The organism is Paenibacillus terrigena DSM 21567, assembly GCF_000374845.1.
Lineage (GTDB): Bacteria > Bacillota > Bacilli > Paenibacillales > Paenibacillaceae > Paenibacillus_K > Paenibacillus_K terrigena.
Genome location: NZ_KB895421.1, coordinates 137248 through 160422 on the forward strand (window position 1 = coordinate 137248; position 23175 = coordinate 160422).

Annotated in this window: 24 protein-coding genes; 12 read left to right on the forward strand and 12 right to left on the reverse strand. The window is 48.1% G+C overall.

Annotated elements, in window-relative coordinates:
• Nucleotides 1-6: 6 nt before the first annotated feature.
• From C558_RS0123570 to C558_RS33965, 6 genes are all read right to left on the reverse strand, one after another.
• Nucleotides 7-1068 (reverse strand): nucleoid-associated protein, encoded by a 1062-nt coding sequence (locus C558_RS0123570; protein WP_018758777.1) that lies wholly within the window; start codon nucleotides 1066-1068, stop codon nucleotides 7-9.
• 105 nt (nucleotides 1069-1173) lie between these two features.
• The gene (locus tag C558_RS32810; protein ID WP_018758778.1) at nucleotides 1174-1962 is read right to left on the reverse strand and encodes a (2Fe-2S)-binding protein; all 789 of its coding nucleotides are present in this window, start codon (nucleotides 1960-1962) and stop codon (nucleotides 1174-1176) included.
• A gap of 196 nt (nucleotides 1963-2158) precedes the next feature.
• Complete coding sequence (locus C558_RS0123580; RefSeq protein WP_018758779.1) at nucleotides 2159-3199, reverse strand: lactonase family protein; 1041 nt, start codon at nucleotides 3197-3199, stop codon at nucleotides 2159-2161.
• A gap of 222 nt (nucleotides 3200-3421) precedes the next feature.
• Nucleotides 3422-5110: a methyl-accepting chemotaxis protein gene (locus C558_RS0123585; protein WP_018758780.1), complete on the reverse strand. Its 1689-nt coding sequence runs from the start codon at nucleotides 5108-5110 to the stop codon at nucleotides 3422-3424.
• A gap of 200 nt (nucleotides 5111-5310) precedes the next feature.
• The gene (locus C558_RS0123590) at nucleotides 5311-6999 is read right to left on the reverse strand and encodes a methyl-accepting chemotaxis protein (protein ID WP_026264101.1); all 1689 of its coding nucleotides are present in this window, start codon (nucleotides 6997-6999) and stop codon (nucleotides 5311-5313) included.
• Between the two features lie 150 nt (nucleotides 7000-7149).
• Nucleotides 7150-7314 carry a hypothetical protein gene (locus C558_RS33965; RefSeq protein WP_156826242.1) on the reverse strand — a complete coding sequence of 55 codons (165 nt, stop codon included), beginning with the start codon at nucleotides 7312-7314 and terminating at the stop codon, nucleotides 7150-7152.
• A 477-nt stretch (nucleotides 7315-7791) separates the two neighbouring features.
• Here C558_RS33965 and C558_RS0123595 point away from each other — a divergent pair, with 477 nt between their 5' ends.
• The 4 genes from C558_RS0123595 to C558_RS0123610 all read left to right on the forward strand — a co-directional run bounded on the left by C558_RS0123595 (nucleotide 7792) and on the right by C558_RS0123610 (nucleotide 11943).
• On the forward strand, nucleotides 7792-8244 hold the full coding sequence (locus C558_RS0123595; RefSeq protein ID WP_018758782.1) for a MarR family winged helix-turn-helix transcriptional regulator: 453 nt from the start codon (nucleotides 7792-7794) through the stop codon (nucleotides 8242-8244).
• 42 nt (nucleotides 8245-8286) lie between these two features.
• Complete coding sequence (locus tag C558_RS31780) at nucleotides 8287-9933, forward strand: hypothetical protein (protein ID WP_018758783.1); 1647 nt, start codon at nucleotides 8287-8289, stop codon at nucleotides 9931-9933.
• A 329-nt stretch (nucleotides 9934-10262) separates the two neighbouring features.
• Nucleotides 10263-11039: a DUF262 domain-containing protein gene (locus C558_RS0123605; RefSeq protein ID WP_018758784.1), complete on the forward strand. Its 777-nt coding sequence runs from the start codon at nucleotides 10263-10265 to the stop codon at nucleotides 11037-11039.
• An 82-nt stretch (nucleotides 11040-11121) separates the two neighbouring features.
• Entirely contained in the window at nucleotides 11122-11943 is an 822-nt protein-coding gene (locus tag C558_RS0123610; protein WP_018758785.1) for an alpha/beta fold hydrolase, read from the forward strand.
• A 75-nt stretch (nucleotides 11944-12018) separates the two neighbouring features.
• Here the strand turns inward: C558_RS0123610 and C558_RS0123615 are convergent, their stop codons facing one another.
• The gene (locus tag C558_RS0123615; RefSeq protein WP_018758786.1) at nucleotides 12019-12591 is read right to left on the reverse strand and encodes a nitroreductase family protein; all 573 of its coding nucleotides are present in this window, start codon (nucleotides 12589-12591) and stop codon (nucleotides 12019-12021) included.
• 162 nt (nucleotides 12592-12753) lie between these two features.
• Here C558_RS0123615 and C558_RS0123620 point away from each other — a divergent pair, with 162 nt between their 5' ends.
• The 3 genes from C558_RS0123620 to C558_RS31785 all read left to right on the forward strand — a co-directional run bounded on the left by C558_RS0123620 (nucleotide 12754) and on the right by C558_RS31785 (nucleotide 15134).
• On the forward strand, nucleotides 12754-13632 hold the full coding sequence (locus tag C558_RS0123620; RefSeq protein WP_018758787.1) for an RNA polymerase sigma-70 factor: 879 nt from the start codon (nucleotides 12754-12756) through the stop codon (nucleotides 13630-13632).
• A gap of 84 nt (nucleotides 13633-13716) precedes the next feature.
• Nucleotides 13717-14154 (forward strand): carboxymuconolactone decarboxylase family protein, encoded by a 438-nt coding sequence (locus C558_RS0123625; RefSeq protein ID WP_018758788.1) that lies wholly within the window; start codon nucleotides 13717-13719, stop codon nucleotides 14152-14154.
• A gap of 161 nt (nucleotides 14155-14315) precedes the next feature.
• Nucleotides 14316-15134, forward strand: a complete 819-nt coding sequence (locus C558_RS31785) for a hypothetical protein (protein ID WP_018758789.1) — start codon at nucleotides 14316-14318, stop codon at nucleotides 15132-15134.
• 142 nt (nucleotides 15135-15276) lie between these two features.
• On the opposite strand, the gene C558_RS0123635 is transcribed toward C558_RS31785, so the two are convergent.
• Complete coding sequence (locus C558_RS0123635; protein ID WP_018758790.1) at nucleotides 15277-15543, reverse strand: hypothetical protein; 267 nt, start codon at nucleotides 15541-15543, stop codon at nucleotides 15277-15279.
• A gap of 206 nt (nucleotides 15544-15749) precedes the next feature.
• Nucleotides 15750-17819, reverse strand: a complete 2070-nt coding sequence (locus C558_RS0123640) for a substrate-binding domain-containing protein (RefSeq protein ID WP_018758791.1) — start codon at nucleotides 17817-17819, stop codon at nucleotides 15750-15752.
• A gap of 191 nt (nucleotides 17820-18010) precedes the next feature.
• Here C558_RS0123640 and C558_RS35020 point away from each other — a divergent pair, with 191 nt between their 5' ends.
• Entirely contained in the window at nucleotides 18011-18139 is a 129-nt protein-coding gene (locus C558_RS35020) for a hypothetical protein (RefSeq protein WP_018758792.1), read from the forward strand.
• Nucleotides 18140-18370: 231 nt separating this feature from the next.
• Complete coding sequence (locus C558_RS0123650; protein ID WP_156826243.1) at nucleotides 18371-18751, forward strand: hypothetical protein; 381 nt, start codon at nucleotides 18371-18373, stop codon at nucleotides 18749-18751.
• A gap of 75 nt (nucleotides 18752-18826) precedes the next feature.
• Here C558_RS0123650 and C558_RS0123655 read toward each other — a convergent pair whose 3' ends face one another.
• Nucleotides 18827-19495: a DsbA family oxidoreductase gene (locus C558_RS0123655; protein WP_018758794.1), complete on the reverse strand. Its 669-nt coding sequence runs from the start codon at nucleotides 19493-19495 to the stop codon at nucleotides 18827-18829.
• A 317-nt stretch (nucleotides 19496-19812) separates the two neighbouring features.
• Here C558_RS0123655 and C558_RS0123660 point away from each other — a divergent pair, with 317 nt between their 5' ends.
• The 3 genes from C558_RS0123660 (at nucleotide 19813) to C558_RS33320 (ending at nucleotide 20813) form a co-directional block, all read left to right on the forward strand.
• Nucleotides 19813-20097, forward strand: a complete 285-nt coding sequence (locus C558_RS0123660) for a helix-turn-helix transcriptional regulator (protein ID WP_018758795.1) — start codon at nucleotides 19813-19815, stop codon at nucleotides 20095-20097.
• Between the two features lie 127 nt (nucleotides 20098-20224).
• Nucleotides 20225-20572: a catDE operon transcriptional regulator CatR gene (gene catR / locus C558_RS0123665; RefSeq protein WP_018758796.1), complete on the forward strand. Its 348-nt coding sequence runs from the start codon at nucleotides 20225-20227 to the stop codon at nucleotides 20570-20572.
• Between the two features lie 16 nt (nucleotides 20573-20588).
• The gene (locus tag C558_RS33320; RefSeq protein WP_083927255.1) at nucleotides 20589-20813 is read left to right on the forward strand and encodes a cysteine-rich CWC family protein; all 225 of its coding nucleotides are present in this window, start codon (nucleotides 20589-20591) and stop codon (nucleotides 20811-20813) included.
• Between the two features lie 138 nt (nucleotides 20814-20951).
• Here C558_RS33320 and C558_RS0123670 read toward each other — a convergent pair whose 3' ends face one another.
• Both C558_RS0123670 and rpoN read right to left on the reverse strand, forming a co-directional pair.
• Nucleotides 20952-21740, reverse strand: coding sequence for an SDR family oxidoreductase (locus C558_RS0123670; protein ID WP_018758797.1), 789 nt, complete (start codon nucleotides 21738-21740; stop codon nucleotides 20952-20954).
• Nucleotides 21741-21822: 82 nt separating this feature from the next.
• A complete protein-coding gene (gene rpoN / locus C558_RS0123675; protein WP_018758798.1) occupies nucleotides 21823-23151 on the reverse strand; it encodes an RNA polymerase factor sigma-54 in 1329 nt (442 codons plus the stop codon).
• Nucleotides 23152-23175 lie beyond the last annotated feature (24 nt).

The following is a 23175-nucleotide window of genomic DNA, read 5'->3' on the forward strand; positions in this document are numbered from 1 at the left end:
TTTAGCCTAGGCTTCGTTATTGAAGAAGACTTTATAGAAGTACATTTTCCGTTCTTCGTCGTACCCTTTCTCCAGATAGTCGAAGCTTTCATTGTTGACCTTGATCTCAATGTTCGTGTCGAGCTTAATGTCGTTCTTGAACTGGCGTTTGACCTTCCGGAGCGCGGACTGTGAGATGTTGAAGTCCGTCATTGACGGCAGCTCCCTCATCTCCTCGTACGTTTCCTTGTAGGTCTTGAACATATCGATATAACCCTGATCGCGAATGACTTCCTCGTAGAATACATCCTGCGTGAACTGCTCATTGCTCGCAAAATGCTGAATCGTCTCGTTCAGGAAAACCAGCTTCTCCTTCTTCTCGAACTGATCATTCGTCGTTGCGACGACATCGTCATAGAAGTCCGAGCACATCCGGATATACTGATCGGTCATATAGTGCTCGTCCACCAAATCCCTGACCTGCAGGAAGTCATCCCTCCAATAGACTGCCTCGTTCTGACTCCCCTTATTCGATAAGTCGACCAGACTCACATGGAACCCTGAAGATGCTTGGTAATTGAAAATAATGCATCCCTTGTCCAATTTTTTGATGTTCACGCCTTGCTCGTATTGAAGCTCAAATGCAGACGAATCCCGCTCATCGATCTTGAGGAATTCATCCTTATGCTCAGATTTGAAAATGCCCACGGCATCGACTTTGAAATTATCGTAGAGAATATTGTTGAAATGCACGACATACAGCTCACCCGACTTAATCTGCGGATGCGAAGACTGTTCGTACAAATGCCTTAACATATGCACCGATTGGTCATAAAATGTCGTACTATCTTGGAAAATCGCGTTCGCAAATGTGTACACTTCATTCAATGCCAAGTCCGCCTCGTGATGGAACCGATACGTCGCATCAAACTTAAACGAAGCAAGAAAATACTTCAATAGCGCAGCACGAAGCTCGTCATTATCAATGACGGTCAGCTCCTTCGCGATGACGACACCTTCGTCCTTCGATTTATTGCCTACTTTATGAATAACAAGATCTTGAATTTCGATATTGGTTAGATTGATCATTCGGTCTCCCTCTTTCCTACGCGTCACCTTCGCGGTCTACAAAAAGACACTTTCCCAGTATACTCGAAAATAGTGCGCATAGGCAGACTTGACCTTTCGGTTCATTTACTTTTGCTTCGTCTGATAAGCTGCTACCATCTGTGCCCGATCCGCTTCAGACAATCGAGGACAGCTTAAGCAATACGTGCCGCCCTCCGTCTTGTACGCCAGACAGCATGCACTCTTCAGCCGCATTTTTTCCCCCGGTTCATAGGGACTATCCATGTAACGGAACTTCACTTGGAATGGGTTCTTCACGCGTCCGAACACTGTCGGAGACAGCTGATGATGCAGCACATCCATATCTTCGGCCAGATGGATTCGCTGCACTTCATCGATCGGCTCTTCCAGCCATTGTTCGTAATAATATTCGAAATACGTCGGAATGATCCCCCATAGCGCTCCAACACTAATCCCTGCCGCGGAGGCTAAGGATTGGAGAATCGGGCGAACCTGCTCACTGTAAAAGGAGGTCATTAGCGACGTGACGAGAAGTGATCGATTCGCAAGCGGTACCGTCGTCCCTTGAATCGATTTCAGATCAAACTTCAGCGTAATATATCCATCCGGATGCGCTACGATGTGAACGCTCATGAGGTTCATCGACAGATCTAGATGAATCCCGTAGCGCCAGATTGCATAATGAAAAGCCGCGAACATCCGGGCGAATTGTGCCGTGAAATACGTCGCCGCCACATCAAGTGAGAGTGCCTTCAGCTCCGGGGCATACGCGTTTAGAAATGCCAGCGCACCTTCGCGTTCTGTGAGCTGACGCAGTTCGAAGGTTGCGATCGCAGGAGAGGTGTCCTGATGGGTAATCATATATTTATCTAAAATTTCAGTTGGGATGTGCAATGGAAGATCCTCCTTCAGCGAATGAAGCACTAGCGATATGATTCGAGATAACGCTAATAGTGATAATGATAATTAATATCAATACCAAAATGATAATCTTCCAGCTTCACCCTGTCAATTCTAAAACGTGCACACGCCAAAACGCCCGTCTTCTTCCCCCAATGGAAGAAGAACGGGCGTTTTATATCAGGAAATATTAGAGGACTTGCAGGCAGACCGGTTTAGTCACTTCTACACGATCCGTTGTTGCTTCTGGCAATCCTTCTGGATTCAATCGAATCACGAGCATCGAATCCGAATTCTGATTCGCTGCCAGAATATACGGCGCGTCTGGCACAAGCGTGAAATGACGCGGGAAGTTCCCTTCCGTCGCTATGAGACCCGCATACTTCAATTCACTCGGGTGTTGAACGGTGAACACGGCAAGACTATCTTCTCCGCGGTTCGATCCATACACAACGTTGCCCGAAGCGGAGACGGTAATTTCAGCGCAGTAGCTCTCCCCTTGGAAGTCTGGAGCCAGCGTCGACAACTTCTGTACAGCTGTTAATTTGCCTTGCTCCCGATCTATCTCGAATACTTCGACTTCTGATGTCAATTCATAGATGACATAGACATAAGGCGCCTCCGGATGGAAATCCAAATGACGCGGTCCAGAGCCTGGTGTAACGTGCGCGATTGAACGCTCGATTAATTTGCCCTCGGACGTTAATTCATACGTAACCACTTGATCCAGACCAAGATCCGCTACAAGGAAATATGACGTGCCTGGTATCTGCTTAATGGAATGCGGATGCGGGGTTTCTTGACGATCTGCTCGAACGCCATTTCCGACATGCTGTACTTGGTCAGACATTGAGCCGATCGCGCCCTCTACTGTGATTGGATAGACGCAAATGCTGCCCGAAGAATAGTTCACGAGCAAGAGATAGTCTCCCGATGCATCCACTACGACGTAACAAGGATCTGCCCCTAGGGTAGACTGTCTGTTCACTTCTTCCATCGTGCCCTGCTCCAGATCATAACGCAAAGACACGACAGCCCCATCACCTGTCTCACTCACAGCATACACGCGGTTGCGAGGAGCATCTACGGTTAAGAACGATGGATTCGCCACACCTGCAACGCCACCCACACGCTTCAGACGACCCTCTGCTTGATCGAATTGAAAAAAATGAATGCCCTCTTCTTCCTTCGGCGCATACGATCCAACAAATACTGCTCTGTTCTGCGTCATTACGATATCCTCCTCAACATATAAATTGAATCGATTTCTTATGTAATCCACATGGCGATAACGATACTATCATTCTACCTCCTTTTACCATACGTTTCACCACATGATTTTAATCCCCACAAAGTGGTGTATTGGCTTCGAAGCGATCAGGTACTTTGCGGAGAGCTCGAAATCTAAAATAACCCGGCCTTGAAACAGGCCGGGTTATTTTCTATTCGTCTACTAGATTTTGAATTTCCCAACTTGGGCTTGCAATTGCTCTGCCATCGTGGACAGCGAGCCTGCCGACGTGCTGATCTCTTCCATCGAAGCTAGCTGTTCTTGCGTCGCTGCCGATACCGTCTGCGATTCTGCAACCGCTACTTCAGCCGCTTGTGAGATTGAGTTAATCGAGCCTACCACTTGTTCCGTGTTCACAGACATTTGCTGAACACTCGCGGATACGTTCTGAATTTCATCGGATACTTGATTGATCGAATGATGAATATGTTCGAACGCTTCGCCCGCTTGGTTAACCGTACGGATGCCCTCTGCAACTTCTTTTCTACCAATCTCAACGGATTGCTGGGTCGTCTTCGACTCTTTCTGGATCACCGTGACAAGCTCGGTAATCTGCTGTGCCGATTGTGCCGATTGCTCGGCTAGATTACGCACTTCATTCGCAACCACAGCAAACCCTTTGCCGTGCTCCCCTGCTCTTGCCGATTCAATGGCAGCATTAAGTGCAAGCAAATTCGTCTGTCTCGCAATTTCCGTGATGATCTGTACGATTTCTCCGATATCTTTGGAACGATTCGTCAGACCTGTGATAACGCGAGATAGATCTTCCATCGTATGGTTAATTGACTGCATCTGCTGAACTGCGGATTGAATCGCTGTGTTCCCTTCGACAGATTTCTCTGCCGTTGCGATGACCACATTAGATACGCTCTGGGCATTCGCATTGATCTGCTTCACGCCTTCCGACATCTCGTAGACAGCTTGAACACACTCGGATACGCTCTGCACCTGATGCTCTGTCCCTTCTGCAACACGCTGAATCGAGGACGAAATTTGCACGGTCGCTTGACTGGTCTGCACGGATCCTGCGTTCAATTCTTCGGAAGAAGCTGCCACGTGTTCAGCTCCTGCATGAATTTCTTTGAGCAACTGATGCAGATTGTTCTTCATACGATTGAAGGAAATCGCGAGGTCACCAATTTCATCGCGATTCTTAATGGCTAATTCCGGCTCCGTCAAATCACCATCTGCGATCAGAGATGCCGATTGCGAGATTCTTCTCAGCGGTCGACTAATAAGAACGGATACCGCATATCCAATCACAATAGCTAGAATCGAGGTAACCACAATCACGATCAGGTTCATCAGCTTCAAGCCGTTCGCATATTTTGAATTCTCCTTACTGCCTTCGTCAAGCAGCTGCTGCTGCGCCTTTGCCAGCTTATCCGCTTCATATTCCATCTCACGGCCAATGGGAATGACATTGTTCGCCGCTTGCTTCACCGCGGCAACAATATCCGTCTTGGATAAGGCGATGACCGTATCGGACTTCTCTGCGAACGATTTGCTTAATTCAGCCAATTTGGCGATCGTCTTCTTATCGTCCTCCCGGTTCACCATCTTCCCGAGCGCTTCTAATTGCTTCAATTGCAGATCATTTACCTGCTTAAATCGCGTTAAAGACTCCTCCGTATCGGAGAGCAAATAATCGCGTAGTCCGCTAGTCTGCGAAATCGTGCTCTTAGATATATTCGAAGCGCCCAGCAGGATTTCAACCCTCCGTTCGAGTAGGTCCTGGTACGAATGATCCATCTTGGTCAAGCTGTTGAAAAGAATGATGCCTGAGATGATAAGGATGGCCACCACCGCCAGGAAACTACATATTAATTTCTTCCGAATGCTGAATCTCATCTTTTCTCTCCTTCCAGTCCAATGGTCTATGGTCTATTTTTCCAAGTAATTATAGCTGGATTTCCTCCAACATTCCAGCATAATCCATTAAAGTTTTACAAATATCTACAATTAACGACAAAAAAAGACACAACGATTCGAGCTTTTCCATGCCAGTTCGAACGTCATGTCTGTCTCATATTATATATCGGTCAAATGTCCTAAATTGTGAACTTTGACGTCTGAGCCTGAAGTTGCTCCGCTCTCTTCGAGAGCGAATCCACGAAGGAGGCGAACTCTTCCATTGAAGCCAGCTGCTCTTCCACAGCCCCCGTAACCGTCTGCGATTCCGATGCAGAACGCTCTGTCATCTCAGAAATGGCATCCATGGACTTCACAACTTGGGCCGTATTCACATTCATTTGCTCAATACTGCTCGACGCAAGCTGTATTTCATCGGACACCCGAAGAATCGCTGTCTGAATATGGCCGAAAGCTCCCCCTGCGAGATTCACAATTCGGATACCCTCTTGAATCTCCTCACGTCCCACTTGGCACGATTGAACCGTCGATGCTGAATCACTCTGAATCTTCGAGATCAGCTCCGTAATCTGCATCGCCGATTGCGATGATTGCTCAGCGAGCAACCGAATCTCTTGCGCAACCACAGCAAACCCTTTGCCATGTTCCCCTGCACGCGCAGACTCTATGGCTGCATTCAGAGCTAACAAATTCGTCTGCTTCGCGATACTGGTAATGAACTCAACCATCTTGTTAATATGTTTCGAACGATCACCCAGCTCAACAATGATCTGGAATAACCCATCAATCGTCTGCTCAATCGATTGCATTTGTGCAATCGCTGCCTGGATGGACTGATTGCCTTCCTCCGACTTCTCACGCGTCACGACGACCGCATCAGCCACTTGCTGTGCATTGTCGGAAATCTGCTGCGCACCCACCGTCAATTCCTGCATGGCTTGTACACAGACGGCCACATTCTGTACTTGGTGATCCGTGCCTTCCGCTACACGCGTAATGGATACTGCAATCTGCTCTGTAGAACGATTGGTCTGCTCCGCGCCTGCCGCGAGTTCCTGGGAAGAAGCCGCCACATGCTCAGCACCTTCAGAGATCTCGGTAAGGAGATGACGAAGATTACGGCTCATCTGATTGAAGGATTGTGCAAGGTCGCCAATTTCATCGCGATTCCGAACCTGAATATCGGGGTCGGTTAAGTCTCCATTTGCAATGTTCTGCGCCGATCGCGAAATTTTCACGAGTGGTCTGCTGATCAATCGTGACAACATGTATCCGATGATGATGGCGAGGAGAAGCGCAAGACCGATCGTACCATAGCTTAATAGCTTCAAATCCGCGACCATCGACGAATTCTGAGCAGTACTCTGCTTCAATACTTCTTCTTGTTTCTTAGCGATCTGATTGGTAACCCTCTCCATCTGTTTACCGACAGGGAGAAGATTAGCTGTCGCGTCCTTCACCGCCCCCTGCCGATCTGTCGCTGCCTCATTAATAATGTTCTCAGCCTTCAGATTGAAGTCACGACTCAGAGCAACCAATTGATTCATCAGCTGCTTATCCTCATCCTTCTCCATCAACTGCAGTGTGCCGTAGATAAGTTGAATTTCACCCTGACTAGCTTGCTTCATTTCTTGAATATTCTGTTCATCATTGGTAAGCAGGAACTGTTGAAGGCTGCTCGTATGCTGTGCCGTATATGTTGATATGCGTTCAACGTTTGACAAAATCTGGGTGTCTCGATGCAATAATGTCGTATACGATTTGTCCATGCGACTCAAGTTCATTAATAGAAATCCACCTGAGCTCACCAACAAAACCGCTACGATGAGAAAACTGATGATTATTTTTCTAGTTATGCTAAACCTCATTCTCACGTACCCCCCGATTGAATAAAATGCGATCTATATTGACCCATTTTATACCAAGGAACACAAAATATCACCAACCATTTTTAATATGAAATCAATTGTATATGCGGAGAACAAGCCGTCTCATTGGGGATGTTGGATTATTTCGCATTATTTGACCATCGGTTCTACAAATGTGTAAAAAAGTCGATCTGGCGATATAAAAAACACGCCAGCCGTCAATCGTTCCGGAATTTCGACATCGATCAATAGTCCGCGCTCATCGCGATCCGACAAGACGAAAGCTGGGGTCAGCGGCAGATGGTTCTCCAGCAAGTTTTATAGAAGCCGAGATACCGGTCTTAAATATGCGAAGCAAACGTAGGCTGTCAATGAGGTTAACGGGCTTTTTGCCGAGAAAATAAGCCTTTCTAAATTGAAAAAACTTGCATATAGCATCTTTCAATATTAAGCTAAAAGTGCGTGTTCAAAAAGTCGGCATTTTAGCACCTGAAAGTTTTCGTAGAAAACTTACATCGTAAGCGCAAGCTCAGGTTGTGAGAACCCCGGGATAATGCTTTCGTAGCGAGTTTTTCTTCGAAAAACTTTCAGAGGAACGTAGTTTAGGCGAAACCTAAATGAGTACCTGAAATGTTTCCGAAGGAAACATACTTCGTAAGTGTAAACTATTCGAAGGTGAACGCAAGATTCGATGTCGACTATGCTTCTTGAATGACTTCGTGATCAAATGATGATTTTTTGAACAACCTCTAAAACTATATGAAAATTGCGAGTTGAATGGAGTCAACGCTTATGGAAAACCTATTCAGCATCATTGAACGTGAAATTGCTATTTTCGGTCGTCGTGCAGAGGCGATCCGCATTGCTTATCTGAATCATAAAGAAATTGATCGCTCCACGTATTTATTGCTGCGTCTACTGCTGGATGAAGGCCCGCTTGCCATTAAATCGCTTGCAGATGCGCTACATCTAGACATCTCGACCGCAAGCCGGCAGACCGCTGCACTCGAAGGGAAAGGGTTCGTCGAACGTCTATCCGACCCAAGTGATGCACGTGTCAAATTACTGCAGATTACCGAATTTGGGCGTAGCGAGCTGCATACCTTTGCGAAGGCGCGTGAGGAATTCTACGCGAAGCTGCTCGAGGACTGGAACGAAGATGAATGCCGACAATTCGGCGAAAGTCTGGCACGCTTCAACCGTACGATCGAAGCACGTCGCTTAGAGCGTGAGAAATCCGAATAACGAAGATCCCACTATCGAACCTGAAAGGAAGAGGCATCCTTCATGACTCCTTATCATTTCCGGCAACGAGAGATCGTCACACGCATTGCAAACTCTGCAAGCCAGCAGCCGGTTCTACCAAACGGACTCTGGTTCCATCACGACATACGCGATAATTTCTATTATGCTTCCTATTTATTCGCTGCAGCGGCCGACTCAACGATTCCTGTCTCTTTTGACCGGAATGAAATGAAAGCCCTTGCAACATCCATTCTGCTGCAGGTGCTTCAGCTGCAAGATCAGGATCCGAGCAGCTCTACCTACGGTCACTGGCCGATGAGTCTGGACCCTGTTCCGAGCGAAGCAAAGCCGCACCCTTTACCTGTCGAGATCATGGGCAGCCTGATGGTCTATTTCGATTCGCAATATCAATCTGCGTTCAGCGATCTGTTGCGCACGGCTTTTGCTACAGCATTTCTACATATTTATCAGGGCAACTTCTATCGCAAACCGATGGAACAGTATGGCCATCATGAGGCCAAATTCACTTCCGCCAAACTCATATTCGGTCATAAATTCCAAGATACAGCCCTCATTCAAGACGGCCATGATAGCTTGAAGCTTACGCTAGACCGCATTCACACGCTTGGCATGTGGGAGTACGGCAGCCTGCCGTGGTTCTGGCATTGGGTTCAGGCCTATACTTGCGCCTACACATTAGAGCAGAACGACTCGATTCGGCAGGACCTCAGCCGTCTACTTGATGCACTGTGGCGCCAACGATCGCAATATTACCTGAAGGGAACCTGGGTCGGCGCCCATGCCCGCGGCGGGTGGCATGACGTCCCTCGCGACAGCAACGTGCTGCTCGATTACGTGCAATACGGTGACTTCATACTCCCTGAGGCCATGCCTCGCACCGAATACGCCGGCTTCTTGTTCTACGAAGCGCCCGGGGAAGCACGTCAGACCGCATTAGATCGGTCGGAGCCGACGGAAGTGAGACAGCGCATTACGCGATTGAAATCGACGGGACCTGTCCATCTCCATTCCTATGCCTATATTACGGAGCACTATGCTGCTGGTGGCATGTGGGAGCGGTACACCGAGTTCGATAATGAGCAGCATCGCTGGGATATTACGATCCCGCTGGTCAATGAACATAGTATCAATCAAGCTTATTTCTTCCATCCCGGTGACGGGTATCATGCAGGAGATCCAAGACATCACAGCGAGTACGCGCATACCCTTTACCATCGGAATACGGTCATGTCACTCTATTCCATTCCAGAGACCTCTCCTTTCGACTACATTGTCGGCGTGCTACCCAAGGGTACCTGGCAGGCAGAGCCATCCGCGCTCTATGGTCTTGTAGAGAATGTATATGTCGCTGTACACCTCATGCAGCCTTATCAATATGAGGAACTGGAAGACCGACTTTCGGTGAGAAGCGAAGGCCGCTGGAATGGCGTCGTCATTGAAGCGATGGCTGTAGAGGAAGCCATGCAATTAGGGATGGAGAGCTTCGAGCTCTTTATCGAAGCGATGCAGGCGAACGCACCCGTATTCTCAGCGGTAGCGGATGGGGTCCTGCAAGTCCAGTACCATACACGATACAACGAGGAGCTGCAGCTTACTATTCACGGTCCGAATCACCATGAGGCGCGAATCCGTGGCGAGCAAGTCGATTTTGAGGGTTACAAGGTCTAATTTTTCAAATCTATCCGGCAGTACCAAAGGCGATTTCAGAAGACATGTATTGATCTTCAGAAGCGCCTTTTTTGTGTTCCCGATAACAATGAAAATCGACTCCTTTTTACGCTAAAAACACTCAACTAAAATTGGATTCAATTGGATAATTATTATCAAATTTGATACTATTTTAGTGTTTTCGGATCATCTATACACTCACCTTATTTTGCGTAGTACCAAGGGTTTTCAGTCCTTGTAATAAATTACCTACCCTATTTCGCACATATAACTGTTACAATTTGAAATAAGTCTGCCAATTAAATTCCAACTTTTGGAGGTGCTTGCACATGATCATGAAGCCTGGGCAATTGCAACGCAAGCTTGAAGAGCTCGAAGAGAAATTAAAGCATACTTCGGAGCCCACGTATGTATTCAGACCAGGAGACCCTGTCCGCGTCGGAAATCTGCAAGATGCTGTTGTTACAGAGGTGCTCCATGATGGTAAAATCTATCTCATCGACTATACGTATATCGATAAGAACTATGGAAATCCGATCCACCATGAGCATACGCGTAATTATTATGGCTGGCTGGATGTTCGGAAGCCGATCCCTGAGACATCGGACACGATCATTCGCAATACGGACATGAATGTTCGATTTACATTCCGCATGTTATCCGAACTTCTCCAACGCGTATACAATTTCGGCATGAATCTAGACCCCGATTACCAACGGGATTATGTCTGGGAGCTCGAGGACAAGGTTCGCCTGATTGACTCCGTATTCAGTAATGTCGATATCGGCAAATTCTCCGTGATTCAACGGGATCCGAAGACATGGGTACGATCGGGACAGGGCTATGAAATTATAGACGGCAAACAGCGCTTGATGACACTGATGGCCTACTATGAAGACCGTTTTGCATGGAACGGCAAGAAATACAGTGATCTTACCTCCAGAGAGCAGAATCATTTCATGAACTACCCGATTGTGTTCGCTGAAGTGAAAGACATGACGCGGGAACAGACCCTGCGGTATTTCTTAATGTTGAACACGGTCGGCAAGACCATGGACGCAGAACATATTGACCGTGTACGAGCTGAACTCAAAACATTGGAATAAGAACGCTACTCCATTTCATACGATTTTAGATGAGGTTACTGGAGATTGCCTTAATCACTTCGTGTGAAGGAGCGGATCGAATTTGGGTTATTTTGTCGAAGTGGAGCCCCGTGTAAAAATATATGTCGAAGATGTCGGATCCGGCGAACCCATCGTTCTCATTCATGGGTGGCCGGTGAACCACCAGATGTTCGAATATCAGACATCCATGCTGCCGAAGTATGGATATCGCTGTATCAGTATCGATATTCGCGGGTTCGGTCAATCCGACAAACCTTGGTACGGTTATTCGTATGACCGGCTATCCGATGATGTGCGTACCGTCATCGATGCTCTCCAACTGGAGCGCGTTCGACTAATCGGCTTCTCGGTGGGCGGTGCAATAGCCATTCGCTACATGGCTCGTCATTCCGGTCGCAAGGTCGCACAGCTTATTCTACTCGGTGCTGCTTCGCCAAGCTTCACGAAACGGCCAGACTTTCCTTATGGCAATACGGTCAATGATGTCGATGCGCTGATCGAGCAGACAACGGTCAACCGCCCGCAGATGATCGAAGATTTCGGCCAGAAGTTCTTCTTCAGTCCGATCACGGAGAGTTTCCGCAGCTGGTTCCAGCTACTTGGACTGCAAGCATCCAGTCACGGCACCATAGCTGTAGCAGAATCACTCCGGGATGAAGACTTACGGCAAGACCTTAACAAGATCCTCGTTCCGACAACGCTCCTGCACGGCGTCAAAGACAGGATCTGCCCTTATACGCTCGCACTAGCGACACACAAGGGCATTCCAGGCTCGGTCCTCGTGCCTTTCGAGAAGAGCGGGCACGGCCTATTCTACGATGAACGCGAGAAATGCAATGAATTGATACTTAAAGCTCTGAGAGGACTTCAGACGACCAAGTAACCATTATTACACATACACCTAGCAAAAGAGCACCCTATCACATGATAAGGTGCTCTTTGCTATACAAATCATGGCTTAGCGAAGCCATACGGTCTTCTCTGCTGCTGGGATACGCTTGCTCTGCGGCGCTTCCATATCAGGATACCCCACGTAGATCATGCCTACGAGCTGCTCCCGTCCGCTTAGTCCGAAGGCTTCCTGCATGATCGGATGATACATCGGGTCCCCGGTCCGCCAGACCGCGCCAAGTCCGAGTGCATGTGCAGCGAGCAGCATATTCTGCACGGCCGCATGTACCGCTGCATACTCTTCGATCTCCGTTACGTTCGCATCCTCTGCAGGCGATACCGCCACGGCAATAACGATGGGAGAACGGAAGGCCTTCTTCTCATGGTTACTCCGCTGGTCGGCTTCATCTTCCGCAGACAGCCCGCTCACTTGGGATAGTGCTATATCTGCATAAGCTCGTCCAAGTACGCGCCGACCTTCTCCTTCCATGACGAAGAACTTCCATGGCTCAGTACGCCGATGGTTCGGTGCCCAGATTGCTGCTTCCAGCAATCGCTCGATTTGTTCCTGTGGCACTGCATCCTGTTTCACTTTCCCGATACTACGTCTATGCTGAATGGCAGCGAATAAGTCTGTCATATCTTCTCTCATCTCCAGGCGATTATAATTTAGGCGTGCATTCCATTATTTTAACATAAATATACCATTTCCAAGCAAAAGAACGATTTATTAGCATGCTGTGGAACTGACCACCCGGAATAATTTACAATAGAGGTATCTATTAGGTACGAAGGAGATCGTATGGAACCGAAACTTGAAACGTTGTACACCATTTATAAACCCCTGCTTCAATCCATGGCCTACCGGATGCTTGGATCGGTTACCGAAGCGGAGGACATCGTACAAGACCTCTTCATTGCCTATGCACAATCTCCAGATAGCGAAATTCGGAATGAGAAAGCCTATCTCATCAAAATGGTCACCAATCGCTGCATCAACTTCCTGAGGAGCGCCCGTAAGCAGCGCGAAGTCTATGTCGGCCCTTGGCTGCCAGAGCCGCAGGTGTCGAGCATTGAGGAACGCCCGGATGATAGCTTCATGCAGCGCGAAAATATCTCATATGCCCTACTCGTACTGATGGAGCATCTTACGCCTGTGGAGCGTGCAGTCTTCATGCTGCGGGAGACGCTCGATTACAGCTATCAAGAGATCGGAGAGCTGCTGAACAAGACGGCGATCAATTGCCGTCAGATTTTCAGTCGGGCACAGAAGAAGCTGCAGCCTGAACTGACCGATACCAAGGCCAAAGCCGATCTCTCCGAGCGGCTCTCGCTGAGCTTCATCGAGGCATCTCGAACCGGAGATTTCCAGCATTTCGTCTCGATGATTACCGAGGATGCCATTCTGTTCAGCGATGGCGGGGGACGTGTCCGGGCTGCGATCAACCCGATTTATGGTCAAGAACGAATATTCGCCTTTCTGCATGGTATTCATACCAAGAGAAACGCTTCCTATCAGCAACACCTCATTCGTGTGAATGGCCATTATGGTATCTTGACTCACATTGGCGAGAATATTTATTCCATTATTGCTTTCCAGCTGGATTCATCGCATCAGAAGGCACAATCCATCTATCTCATTCGCAATCCAGAAAAAATTTCGCATTTCGATATTCTCTAATGTCACAAATGCGAATCCTATTTTGTCTATATCTATGAGAAGCTGAAAACAAGCTTAACGATATACAAATGGAGGGATTCCCACATGGAACAAAGAATGCAAATGAATGCCGTAAACCCGCAAGGTTACCAAGCAATGCTGGGGTTGGAGCAATACCTGCACGCATCGACGATCGATAAGAAATTATTAGAGCTTATCAAAATTCGCGCCTCCCAAATCAACGGCTGCGCCTTCTGTCTCGAGATGCATACCAAAGACGCACGCAAGATCGGAGAGACGGAACAGCGCATTTACCTGCTCTCCGCATGGCGCGAAGCACCTTATTACACTCCGCAGGAGCGTAGTGTACTTGCACTAACCGAAGCCATCACGGTCATTACCGACAATCATGTGCCGGATGATGTCTATCAAGAAGCAGCGGAGCATTACAGTCAGAAGGAGCTCGCCGATATCATTATGGCGATTATTACGATCAATGCCTGGAATCGAATCGCGATATCCACGCTCATGATGCCGGTGTAAGCTTGACTACCCATAATAATTAGGGTATATTTGGAAAAATATCATAAACCCACACTTACGAAGGAAGCACCTCGTGAGATCGCTGCAACGCAGCCGTTCTCGCGCAGGTGCTTTTTGTGTTGTCTGCTGTCGGGTTACCATGAAGGAGGATATCCATTTCCATGAGACAGAAAATAATCGCCTTATGTACGACACTATCCTTAATAACCGCTGCAATAGCCCCAACTGCAGCCCAAGCCGCTTCTTACACCATACCTGTATCTACCCAATCCGCACTTGATAAGACGAATGCAGCTGCAGACAAGACGCAATCCGCACGTCTATCCAGCTTACAAGGCGACTTAACCGCGCTTCTGAAATCGGAGGATCAATGGAACGAACGTATTCTATCGCTCCATACCCAGAATGAAGAGACGTTGCCGAGCTTAAGTAAACAAATTCAACAGATCGGCTCAGCCGAGCGAAGTCGATTGGAACAGCTCGTCACACAGACCAAAGCGAAATATCAGCCCCTCTTCCAATCGTACACTACCTTGAACGATCGGATTCAAGCCGCCAGAGCACTGAAGAACAAAGATCTGAATGCCTTGCTCCGTATTCAAGCGGATAGCATGAAAGCCGCTGTTCAACTCGCACGCGCAGATATTCGAGCGAAAGAGGAAGCCTTACGGGCATGGAAGAGCAAGACAGCTGAGACGGTGAAAAAAGTTCGCAGTACACTTAAGGATATGGACCCGATCAAGGTGCAAATCCGAGCGGAGAAGAGTATTTTGAGCTCCCTCAAGAAACAAATCCCTACCGCTTCGCGTAACCTCACTGATGCCGTCAAGGTCACCGATGCGAAGCGATCGATCGATGCGCTAACCTCGCTAACCACCATTATTCGCGACATCAACGCGCATCAACAGAAAATCATTACCTATGAGCAAAAGATCAGTGACATTCTCTCCAGAGCCAAATCCCAGATCCCCGTAAAATAATATAGAGCAGCAACCCGCATCGACGACTTATGGTCGATTGTAGGCTGCTGCTCCTAACAAAAAGGACTTGCCCTGGGGCAGCCGATGATCCGGTGCACCTTCCAGTTCAAGTCCTCGTATCGTTCATCTCTTGATTGTCTTCTTATTGTTGTTCTTGGCCTACACGACGCTGAATGACTCTGTGAATGATAATAGATCTAAACTCAAACACAAGACCAAGCGCTAACATAACGCCCATCACACCAAGCATCGAGATCTGTGCTGTCACGCCGCTCGCTGCCGTCAATACCGTTCCAATATAGCCTTCCAATAAGGCAAAGGTAAAGAACGAAATAGCGATGATCATCGAGCGCTTCCGTTTCTCCTTCAAGATGTCCATAGATTTCTCTGATAAGGATTTATTTGCCATGTAAATAACCTCCTCGTGATTGTCACAACCGTCTCATGCCAATCGCCGAGAGGCTGTGCCCGAAGATTGGAAGCGTTTTAATAATGAGATAATTATATTTAATCACAATTCTGTCACAATGGCAATAAAATCCTTCAAGGTTTAGACACAAAATAGACTCAGAACGTTAACAATTGTATTTGAAATGCATCAATCGGCATGAGCACCTAACCCTTAAGTACATTTACATTGGCTTTATTGATCACATAGGTGCCCATCAACTCAGATTCTCCAGGGTGTTTACCAGCATCCATATCGTAGAATTTCTTGACAGCCATCTCGCCGAATAAGTTCTGGCGCTGCGATATAACCGCATCCAGAATCCCCTGCTTCACATAAGCAATGTTATCTGGATTATTATCGAAGCCAATGAATTTCTGATGCTCCGATGGATGGCGCTGCGTATAAAGAGCCATGATCTTTCCAAAATCTCCATCCACACCTGCTGCAAGATCGAATCCGCCACTCTTCTTCACTAGACGCTCGAAATCTGCAAGCCGTTCGTCATGTACAGGATACCCGCTCTGAACACCTACAATTGCAATATTCAGTGATTTCGCAAGCTCATCGCGAATACCTTGCATTCGAAGCTTCAAATTCTCTTGGCGATCGTTAATGGTACTCAGCACAACGTTCCCTTCCCCATGAAGGACTTTGGCAATAAGTCGCCCCATTTCACAGCCTGCTTCATAATCATCCGTACCAATGAAGCTTGCCCGCCGACTGTCAGGCACATCGGTATCGACACAGATCGTTCGGATCTGCTGCTCCTGTAAAGTATTGATTACTGGCCGGATTGAAGATTGGTCTACTGGGATGAGAATTAAGTAATCAAGTCCTGCTTGAGCCAAATCTTGGATGACTTCCTCTTGCGTGCGGCCCCCATGGCCATCTTGGTAACGAACGACAAAATCCAATCCGTATTTGCTTGCTGTTTTTCTTGCATTATTGATCATCTGAACCGTAAATGGATGCCCCTCTGGCAGATTACTGACGAAGGCTACCCGCTTCGAGCGAAGCTCCGTATTGTCCACTTGATACGCTTCAACGGATTCCCCCATACGACCAACAATGCTTTGTAAAGATGTCGCCAAGTCGAACAAAATTTCATTCGATTGACTCTGCTGCATGCTCAGGGATGCAGCCTCCTCCGTCGATGCTGCTGATTCCTGCGCTACAGCGGCGATATTCGTGATGGAATCGACAATATGATTCTTCGTATGATTCAATACAGCCATGTGCGCTAGAATTTTATCCTGATATGTGACAAGATCGGTCACATTCGTTGTAATCTCATCAAATGTCGCGCTAACGTCTTGGATAGTCTGCTGCTGAATTTCGAACTTGTCGGATGCAGAGCGGATCGATTCGACGACCGACGCAATCTCTGTCGTAATCGACTGAATAATTCTGCCGATTTCCGCCGCGGATGCGAAGCTCTGATCCGACAATTTCCGTATTTCACTTGCGACCACGGCGAACCCGCTTCCCGCTGTACCGACCCTCGCCGCCTCAATCGAAGCATTCAGCGAGAGCAAATTCGTCTGCGACGCGATGCCCGTAATCGCATCTGTGATCTGATGCACTTCTTTCGCGTGATCCATTAATTTCGCAACACGCTCAATCGTAATCGTTAATTCATCCCTCGTCATACTGCTGGATTCTAGGGTCTTATGGACATTCGCATTCCCATGATCCTTCAATTCACACAATCGATCCACGCCATCTTCCATAATCGATATGGCCTGTAATACCTGCTCGAACTGCGCTGCAAGCTCTGTCGTCGAATGCATACCGCTCTCTGCATCCACCGCTTGCTGCTGAGCCCCTTGGGACACCGCAAAATTCACATCCGTCATGGCCTTGGATTGTTCAGCGGACTCTCCCGCGGTATCAATGACAACCGTCGTTAGCTTCGTGATTTCGTGGATAGATGTTTGAAAGCCGGAAATGGCGCCTCGAAATTGTTCAATGATATAGGATAGATCTGGTCTGCGTTCACCGAACTGCTGAAGCGCTTCACTCTGCCTCAAATCCTTGGTCTTGATCACTTGAACAGCGTAGGCCGCATCATCATGTGTCCCCTTCGGAACCCAAGCCACGAAGGCTAGTCCTGCAAAGCTGATCAATAGCAGAATATTGCCGGGAATTACTAAATACTGTCGTATGACAAACGCGGTCACAGCGACAGCAAGTATAATCAACAGCTTAACATTTGTCGAAATCCTCTTCATCATTAATCATCCCCCCTATGGATAAATTTAACTGCATCATTTATTAAGCTAAACAATTCTTCATTGGCTGTATAGCTTTGTTTTCAGCTTTTTGGTAGTTTTTCTACATATTTCGACCTGAGCCTTCGGGTATTCTGAGACAATGCATGAATCTATCCCTGATGGATGATGATAACACGAGGGAGGTGATGAACATGGCAGGCAGAAACAGCAAACCGAAGAACGACGGCCCAGCAGCATCTCCATCCCGAATGGATCAATTCGGCGATAAGCTGGCTGATAGCAGAGATGATAAGCAAGCAAGAGCGGATCGCAAGCAATAAGCATCCTCGCCAAATAGCCGCGCAGTGAAGTTCTGCAGCGGCTGTTTTGACATATCTTCATCGAACTTTTAACTCTTTTTCATCTGGCATTAAGGTTACTAATTTATAGTACAAGTATCAAATACGAAACTTATCTAAAGCCTAGCCGTAACATACCAAGAGAATAACGAATACCCCTACTAATGGTTGGAATAAGAAAGGAATTCAAAAATGGACCCTAAAAAGATTATAATGATAAGCTTCATGGCCTTCGTCATTGCGTGCAGCAGCAGCATCTGGAGCAATGAAGCGAGTGCAAGCGCTAGCACATACAAATTAGCAACAGACGGTTTAACGAGCAGCTCAGACGCCGATGATCTTCTACAAGCACTAGGCGTAGAATCAGAAGAGCAAATCTACGATGCGCTCTACAGCGGGCAATCACTGGCAGATATCGCTAATGATAATAAAATGGAAGTCGATCAAGTCGTTGATATTCAGGTGGCTCAGCTAAGGTCACAGCTCGACCAACGATTCTTAAACGGGAGTATTTCCTTAGAAGCTTATCAGGCCCAACTCGAAGAAATTCATGACATGATTCAAGAGAGTGTGCATCGGAAGATGCTCCAATAATATTCGATCCTATGCAAAAGAACCTTCAATCCACATTCAAAACGTGAGATTGAAGGTTCTTTTTCCTCAGATGGATTAGGAAGGATCGTAACAAGATCCATCGACATCACATTGCAGTCCTGGAATGATCGTGAGTCCGCCTTGATCCTTCGCAAGCTCTTCGTTCAACACTTTCTCGAAGGACTCGCGGTTCGTAACCCCTTGAATGCGTTGGCCGCCGATAATAAATGTCGGCACCGCGGTAACTGCAGCCTCTTCATAGGCATGACGACGAGCCTCATCCTGAACGGACTTATACTTCCCGCTTGTAAGTGCCGCGCGGAAGTTTTCCGCATCAAGCCCGATACTGCTCGCAAGCTCCGTCAACACTTCAAGCTCGCCGATATTCAACTCTTCCTGATAGAATGCCGTGAACACGCGGTTCATATAGGCGTTGCCTTTCCCCTGTTCCTTCGCATAATGATACCCTTCGAATGCAAGACCCGTATAGGGATGCGGCGAAAGGCGAGGCAGCTTCATATCTACGCCCCATTTCTCCGCCATGGGCGAGATATAAGAATTCCAACCCTGCAGCTTGCTCGGTTCATTCCATGGATCAATCGGTTGCGACCCACTTGGACGAAGCTCGAACGGCATCCATTCCACCTCCACGTCCTTACCCTGAATGGCTTCCTCGAACGGTTTCTTCCCTAAATAACAGAACGGACAGACAAAGTCCGAATATACTTGGATTTTCACGGTCATCGTAACCAACCTCCTGTACTTCTAACATAATTTGTGCACCTGTAACCATTATAGTTACTAGTTAGAAGTGTGTCAATCGATGACAAGAAGTGGCACAATCACGAGACTACTAAATCAGACTTTAAATCACTCAAGCACTTGTAGCATTCTCGCGCTCTACTCTTCTCGCCATCCAACTCGTTTGAACCCACAATCAAGAAGAACCACACGCCGGGCAGATCGCGACGCATCTCCTGCACGGATTTCTACTGGAAGTTTGCCGAATCTCTAGATCCCATCATGAGTACGACCCTCGGATTCAGCGCATTATCGAACGTATGGAGCGTCATGTCGAGCAGCCAGACAACTACGAGACCTGGTTAGCACAGTGCGGATTGCAGAAGAGCCAGTTCCATGATTTATTCCGCAAAATGACGGACTTGCCGCCCAAAGCCTATGTCAATCGCATCAAAATGCAGCGCGCCGCCGCAGCCTTGTTAGAGAGCAATCGATCCGTTACTCATATTGCGGAGACGCTCGGCTATTCAACAATCCATCATTTTACGAGACATTTTACAGCGTATTACGGCATCTCTCCAACGCAATATCGAAAATCACATTAGTGACAACTCAACTTTGTGCAGATTTTCCCCATTGCGAAAGTTGAGTTACGATAAGTTAACTTCTTAATTTAATTATGTGTTCCTATGCAGAGTACGTTATAATATAGGGCGTGAGGTGAATATAGGAATGAATCAACCGACATTGTGCCCGCGATTCGAAAAGGCTGTCGAAATATTAAGTAAACGATGGGTTTCCTTCATTGTCTTCCAACTCCTGTCGGGACCGAAGCGATTCAGCGAAATCGAGGCATCCCTGCCGAATATTAGCGGAAGACTCTTATCTGAGCGGCTCAAAGAGTTAGAGATCGATGGGATCGTAAATCGTGCCGTCTATCCGGAGACACCCGTTCGTATTGAATATTCATTAACAACGATGGGGCATGCCCTAGCACCGATTTTCAATGAAATCGTCCATTGGTCCTCCACGTGGATTGACGCATCTTCGCTGAACGTTGATGAACAAGAATCTAAATAAGTCTGAGGAACATCCTATGAATGATAAAGCATTCGAAGTGGATCCCCATCTATGCCCGCTCTGTGGGCAGGACAACCGCTGCGGCTACCGAGCAGGAACGGATGATTGCTGGTGCTTCCACACATCGGTGCCCATGGCGTTAAGAGAGCAACTTACACCCGAGTTCCGAGGCAAGACGTGTATCTGCCGTGACTGTGTTGAGGCGTATCATAGAGAAAAGATCCATAAAGAACAACGATAAACAGGCAATGCTGCGACCGTTTTCCGGTATTTTACCGGGGAGCGGTCGTTTTCGTTTTTTGACGGCATAGAATTAAAAAATGGTTGAGCAGGAGGCTAATCCCACTCAACCATTTCTCTGTGTACCCATGACTGGATACTAAATCGCCTTTACCATGCCGCCGTCGACGAGCAGGGATTGGCCTGTCACATAGCTATTCGCAAAAGAACCATAGAAGGCTACAATCCGTGCGAATTCCTCCGGCGTACCGAGACGACCCAGCGGAATATCTTTCAAGTTCGTGTTCTGAACTTCTTCCATCGTACATCCGAGCTTCGCTGCCATTAGCGCATCAAGCTCAGCGATCCGATCCGTTGCAATACGTCCAGGCGCCACGGTATTAATCAGAATGTTATCGTTTGCGAACTCGGAAGCCAGCGTCTTCGTTAAGGCTTGTACACCGGCACGGAAAACATTCGAGAGGATGAGGCCCGCAATCGGCTGCTTCACCGATGTGGAAGCAAGATTCACAATTCGCCCTCCGCCAGCAGCTTGCAAGTGAGGGAGCGCTTCGCGGATCATGCGAATGGTGCTTAGGAGATTCAATTCGAAACCATGCATCCATTTCGCATCATCCATGTCTGTGAAGCGTCCTCCCGGAGGACCCCCTGCATTGGTAACGAGTACATCTAACCCGCCTTGCGTGTCCACGGCTGTCTGAATCGCACGACTTACATCCTCTGCATTTAATACATCCATCTGCACCATTAAGACCTGTCTGCCTGTCTGCGCGAGAATCTCATCATGTGCCTGCTGGAGCTGCGCGAGATCACGACTTGCGATCGTTACGTTCGCCCCTTCTCTGGTGAATTCCAAGGCGCTCGCTCGGCCGAGACCTTTACTCGCAGCTGCTACGAACACGGATTTACCGGTAAGTCCTAAATCCATCGTCAACATCCTCCCAATCCATTGGTACTTTCACCCATTATTATGCGACTGAGAGGCTCGCATCAACCAAGAAAGAACCACCTTATATTTTCGTTTTCCGATATCCCGCAGCTAATAGTTGCATCCCATCCCGATATTTCGCGACGGTACGCCGTGAGATCTGAATCCCCTCCTTCGTGAGGAGATCCGCAATATGCTGATCTGAAAGAGGGCGGTCTTTGTTCTCCCCGGCTATTATCGCTCTGATTCGAGCCTTAACCGCCTGCGCAGAGGTATCCATACCCTCCCGTGTCGGCAGCCCTGACGAGAAGAAATATTTCAAGGGAAACACCCCGTGCGGTGTCTGTAGATGTTTGCCGTTCACTGCACGGCTGACCGTGGATTCATGAATGCCCAGTCGGCTCGCAATGACCGCTAGGGTCATCGGTCGAATCCCCTTCACACCTGCGGTTAGGAAATCGATCTGCTCCTCCAAGATCGCGTGCATGACTTGCTGCAGCGTCTGCCGCCTCAGAGCCACGCATCGGATGACCCACGCGGCCGATTTGATACGAGTCTGTAAGAATGCAGACGCATCGGATATTTCCGATACTACCGCTGATCCTTGGTTCCCCGCCCATCCATGATAGAGCTCACTGACGGCCAATCGAGGCGAACTGAAAGGATGCATGTGCAGCATATACCCTTCCGTCTTCAGCTCCACCATGGCATCCGGCACCACATAGGGCACGATAGATGCCCCAATCGATTGGCCGGGACGCGGCTGAAGACGCTGAATATATTGTGCAGCAGCCTTCACCTGAGCCCTCGACATCCGAAGACTTGATGCAATCGCCCCCCATTGGCCATGCGCTAAATCCTCGAGATAGTGCGCCACGATCTCCCTCGCACCGCGAGCAGACGACGAGTCCCGCTCAATCTGAAGTAATAAGCATTCCCTAAGGTCCCGCCCACCTATCCCCGCAGGCTCTACCGATTGCACCTGCCGTAGTGCTTCCTCAGCGAGGCCGATCGAGACATGTAGCACAGAGCACACATCGGCTAAATCCATATCCAAATATCCATCTTCATTCAAGTTGCCCGTCAGGTAGACCGCCGTTCGGCGAACATCAGGCGTTAGCTCGAGCAACCGTAATTGGCTAAGCACAGACTGCTCCAAGGATTCAGAAGCAGCCTGCGCTTGCCATAACGAATCGTATGCCATCCTTCTGGCATGTGTACTCCTGACGGTCTGGGAATACCCAGATCCCCTATGTTCCTCCAGTTCCAACACCGGATTCTGCATAACTTGTTCCTGCACATACTGCATCAGCTCTTGACCCGATAGGGTAAGGATATGCATGGATTGCTGGAGCTCCGGTGTCATCGCTAATTTCAGACGCTGATCTTGAACCAACTGATAGCCTAGCATCTTAACATCCCCCTATCGAATTTC

Excerpts from the sequence above, each read along its gene's own strand:
- C558_RS0123660 (WP_018758795.1), top strand. The coding sequence starts at position 19,813 with ATGGAGCGTCATGTCGAGCAGCCAGACAACTACGAGACCTGGTTAGCA.
- C558_RS0123590 (WP_026264101.1), bottom strand. The coding sequence starts at position 6,999 with ATGAGGTTTAGCATAACTAGAAAAATAATCATCAGTTTTCTCATCGTA.
- C558_RS0123595 (WP_018758782.1), top strand. The coding sequence starts at position 7,792 with ATGGAAAACCTATTCAGCATCATTGAACGTGAAATTGCTATTTTCGGT.
- C558_RS31785 (WP_018758789.1), top strand. The coding sequence starts at position 14,316 with ATGAGACAGAAAATAATCGCCTTATGTACGACACTATCCTTAATAACC.
- catR (WP_018758796.1), top strand. The coding sequence starts at position 20,225 with ATGAATCAACCGACATTGTGCCCGCGATTCGAAAAGGCTGTCGAAATA.
- C558_RS0123650 (WP_156826243.1), top strand. The coding sequence starts at position 18,371 with ATGATAAGCTTCATGGCCTTCGTCATTGCGTGCAGCAGCAGCATCTGG.
- rpoN (WP_018758798.1), bottom strand. The coding sequence starts at position 23,151 with ATGCTAGGCTATCAGTTGGTTCAAGATCAGCGTCTGAAATTAGCGATG.
- C558_RS0123570 (WP_018758777.1), bottom strand. The coding sequence starts at position 1,068 with ATGATCAATCTAACCAATATCGAAATTCAAGATCTTGTTATTCATAAA.
- C558_RS0123670 (WP_018758797.1), bottom strand. The coding sequence starts at position 21,740 with ATGGATTTAGGACTTACCGGTAAATCCGTGTTCGTAGCAGCTGCGAGT.
- C558_RS31780 (WP_018758783.1), top strand. The coding sequence starts at position 8,287 with ATGACTCCTTATCATTTCCGGCAACGAGAGATCGTCACACGCATTGCA.
- C558_RS0123615 (WP_018758786.1), bottom strand. The coding sequence starts at position 12,591 with ATGACAGACTTATTCGCTGCCATTCAGCATAGACGTAGTATCGGGAAA.
- C558_RS35020 (WP_018758792.1), top strand. The coding sequence starts at position 18,011 with ATGGCAGGCAGAAACAGCAAACCGAAGAACGACGGCCCAGCAGCATCT.
- C558_RS0123655 (WP_018758794.1), bottom strand. The coding sequence starts at position 19,495 with ATGACCGTGAAAATCCAAGTATATTCGGACTTTGTCTGTCCGTTCTGT.
- C558_RS0123620 (WP_018758787.1), top strand. The coding sequence starts at position 12,754 with ATGGAACCGAAACTTGAAACGTTGTACACCATTTATAAACCCCTGCTT.
- C558_RS0123580 (WP_018758779.1), bottom strand. The coding sequence starts at position 3,199 with ATGACGCAGAACAGAGCAGTATTTGTTGGATCGTATGCGCCGAAGGAA.
- C558_RS0123605 (WP_018758784.1), top strand. The coding sequence starts at position 10,263 with ATGATCATGAAGCCTGGGCAATTGCAACGCAAGCTTGAAGAGCTCGAA.
- C558_RS0123625 (WP_018758788.1), top strand. The coding sequence starts at position 13,717 with ATGGAACAAAGAATGCAAATGAATGCCGTAAACCCGCAAGGTTACCAA.
- C558_RS33320 (WP_083927255.1), top strand. The coding sequence starts at position 20,589 with ATGAATGATAAAGCATTCGAAGTGGATCCCCATCTATGCCCGCTCTGT.
- C558_RS0123635 (WP_018758790.1), bottom strand. The coding sequence starts at position 15,543 with ATGGCAAATAAATCCTTATCAGAGAAATCTATGGACATCTTGAAGGAG.
- C558_RS0123585 (WP_018758780.1), bottom strand. The coding sequence starts at position 5,110 with ATGAGATTCAGCATTCGGAAGAAATTAATATGTAGTTTCCTGGCGGTG.
- C558_RS0123640 (WP_018758791.1), bottom strand. The coding sequence starts at position 17,819 with ATGATGAAGAGGATTTCGACAAATGTTAAGCTGTTGATTATACTTGCT.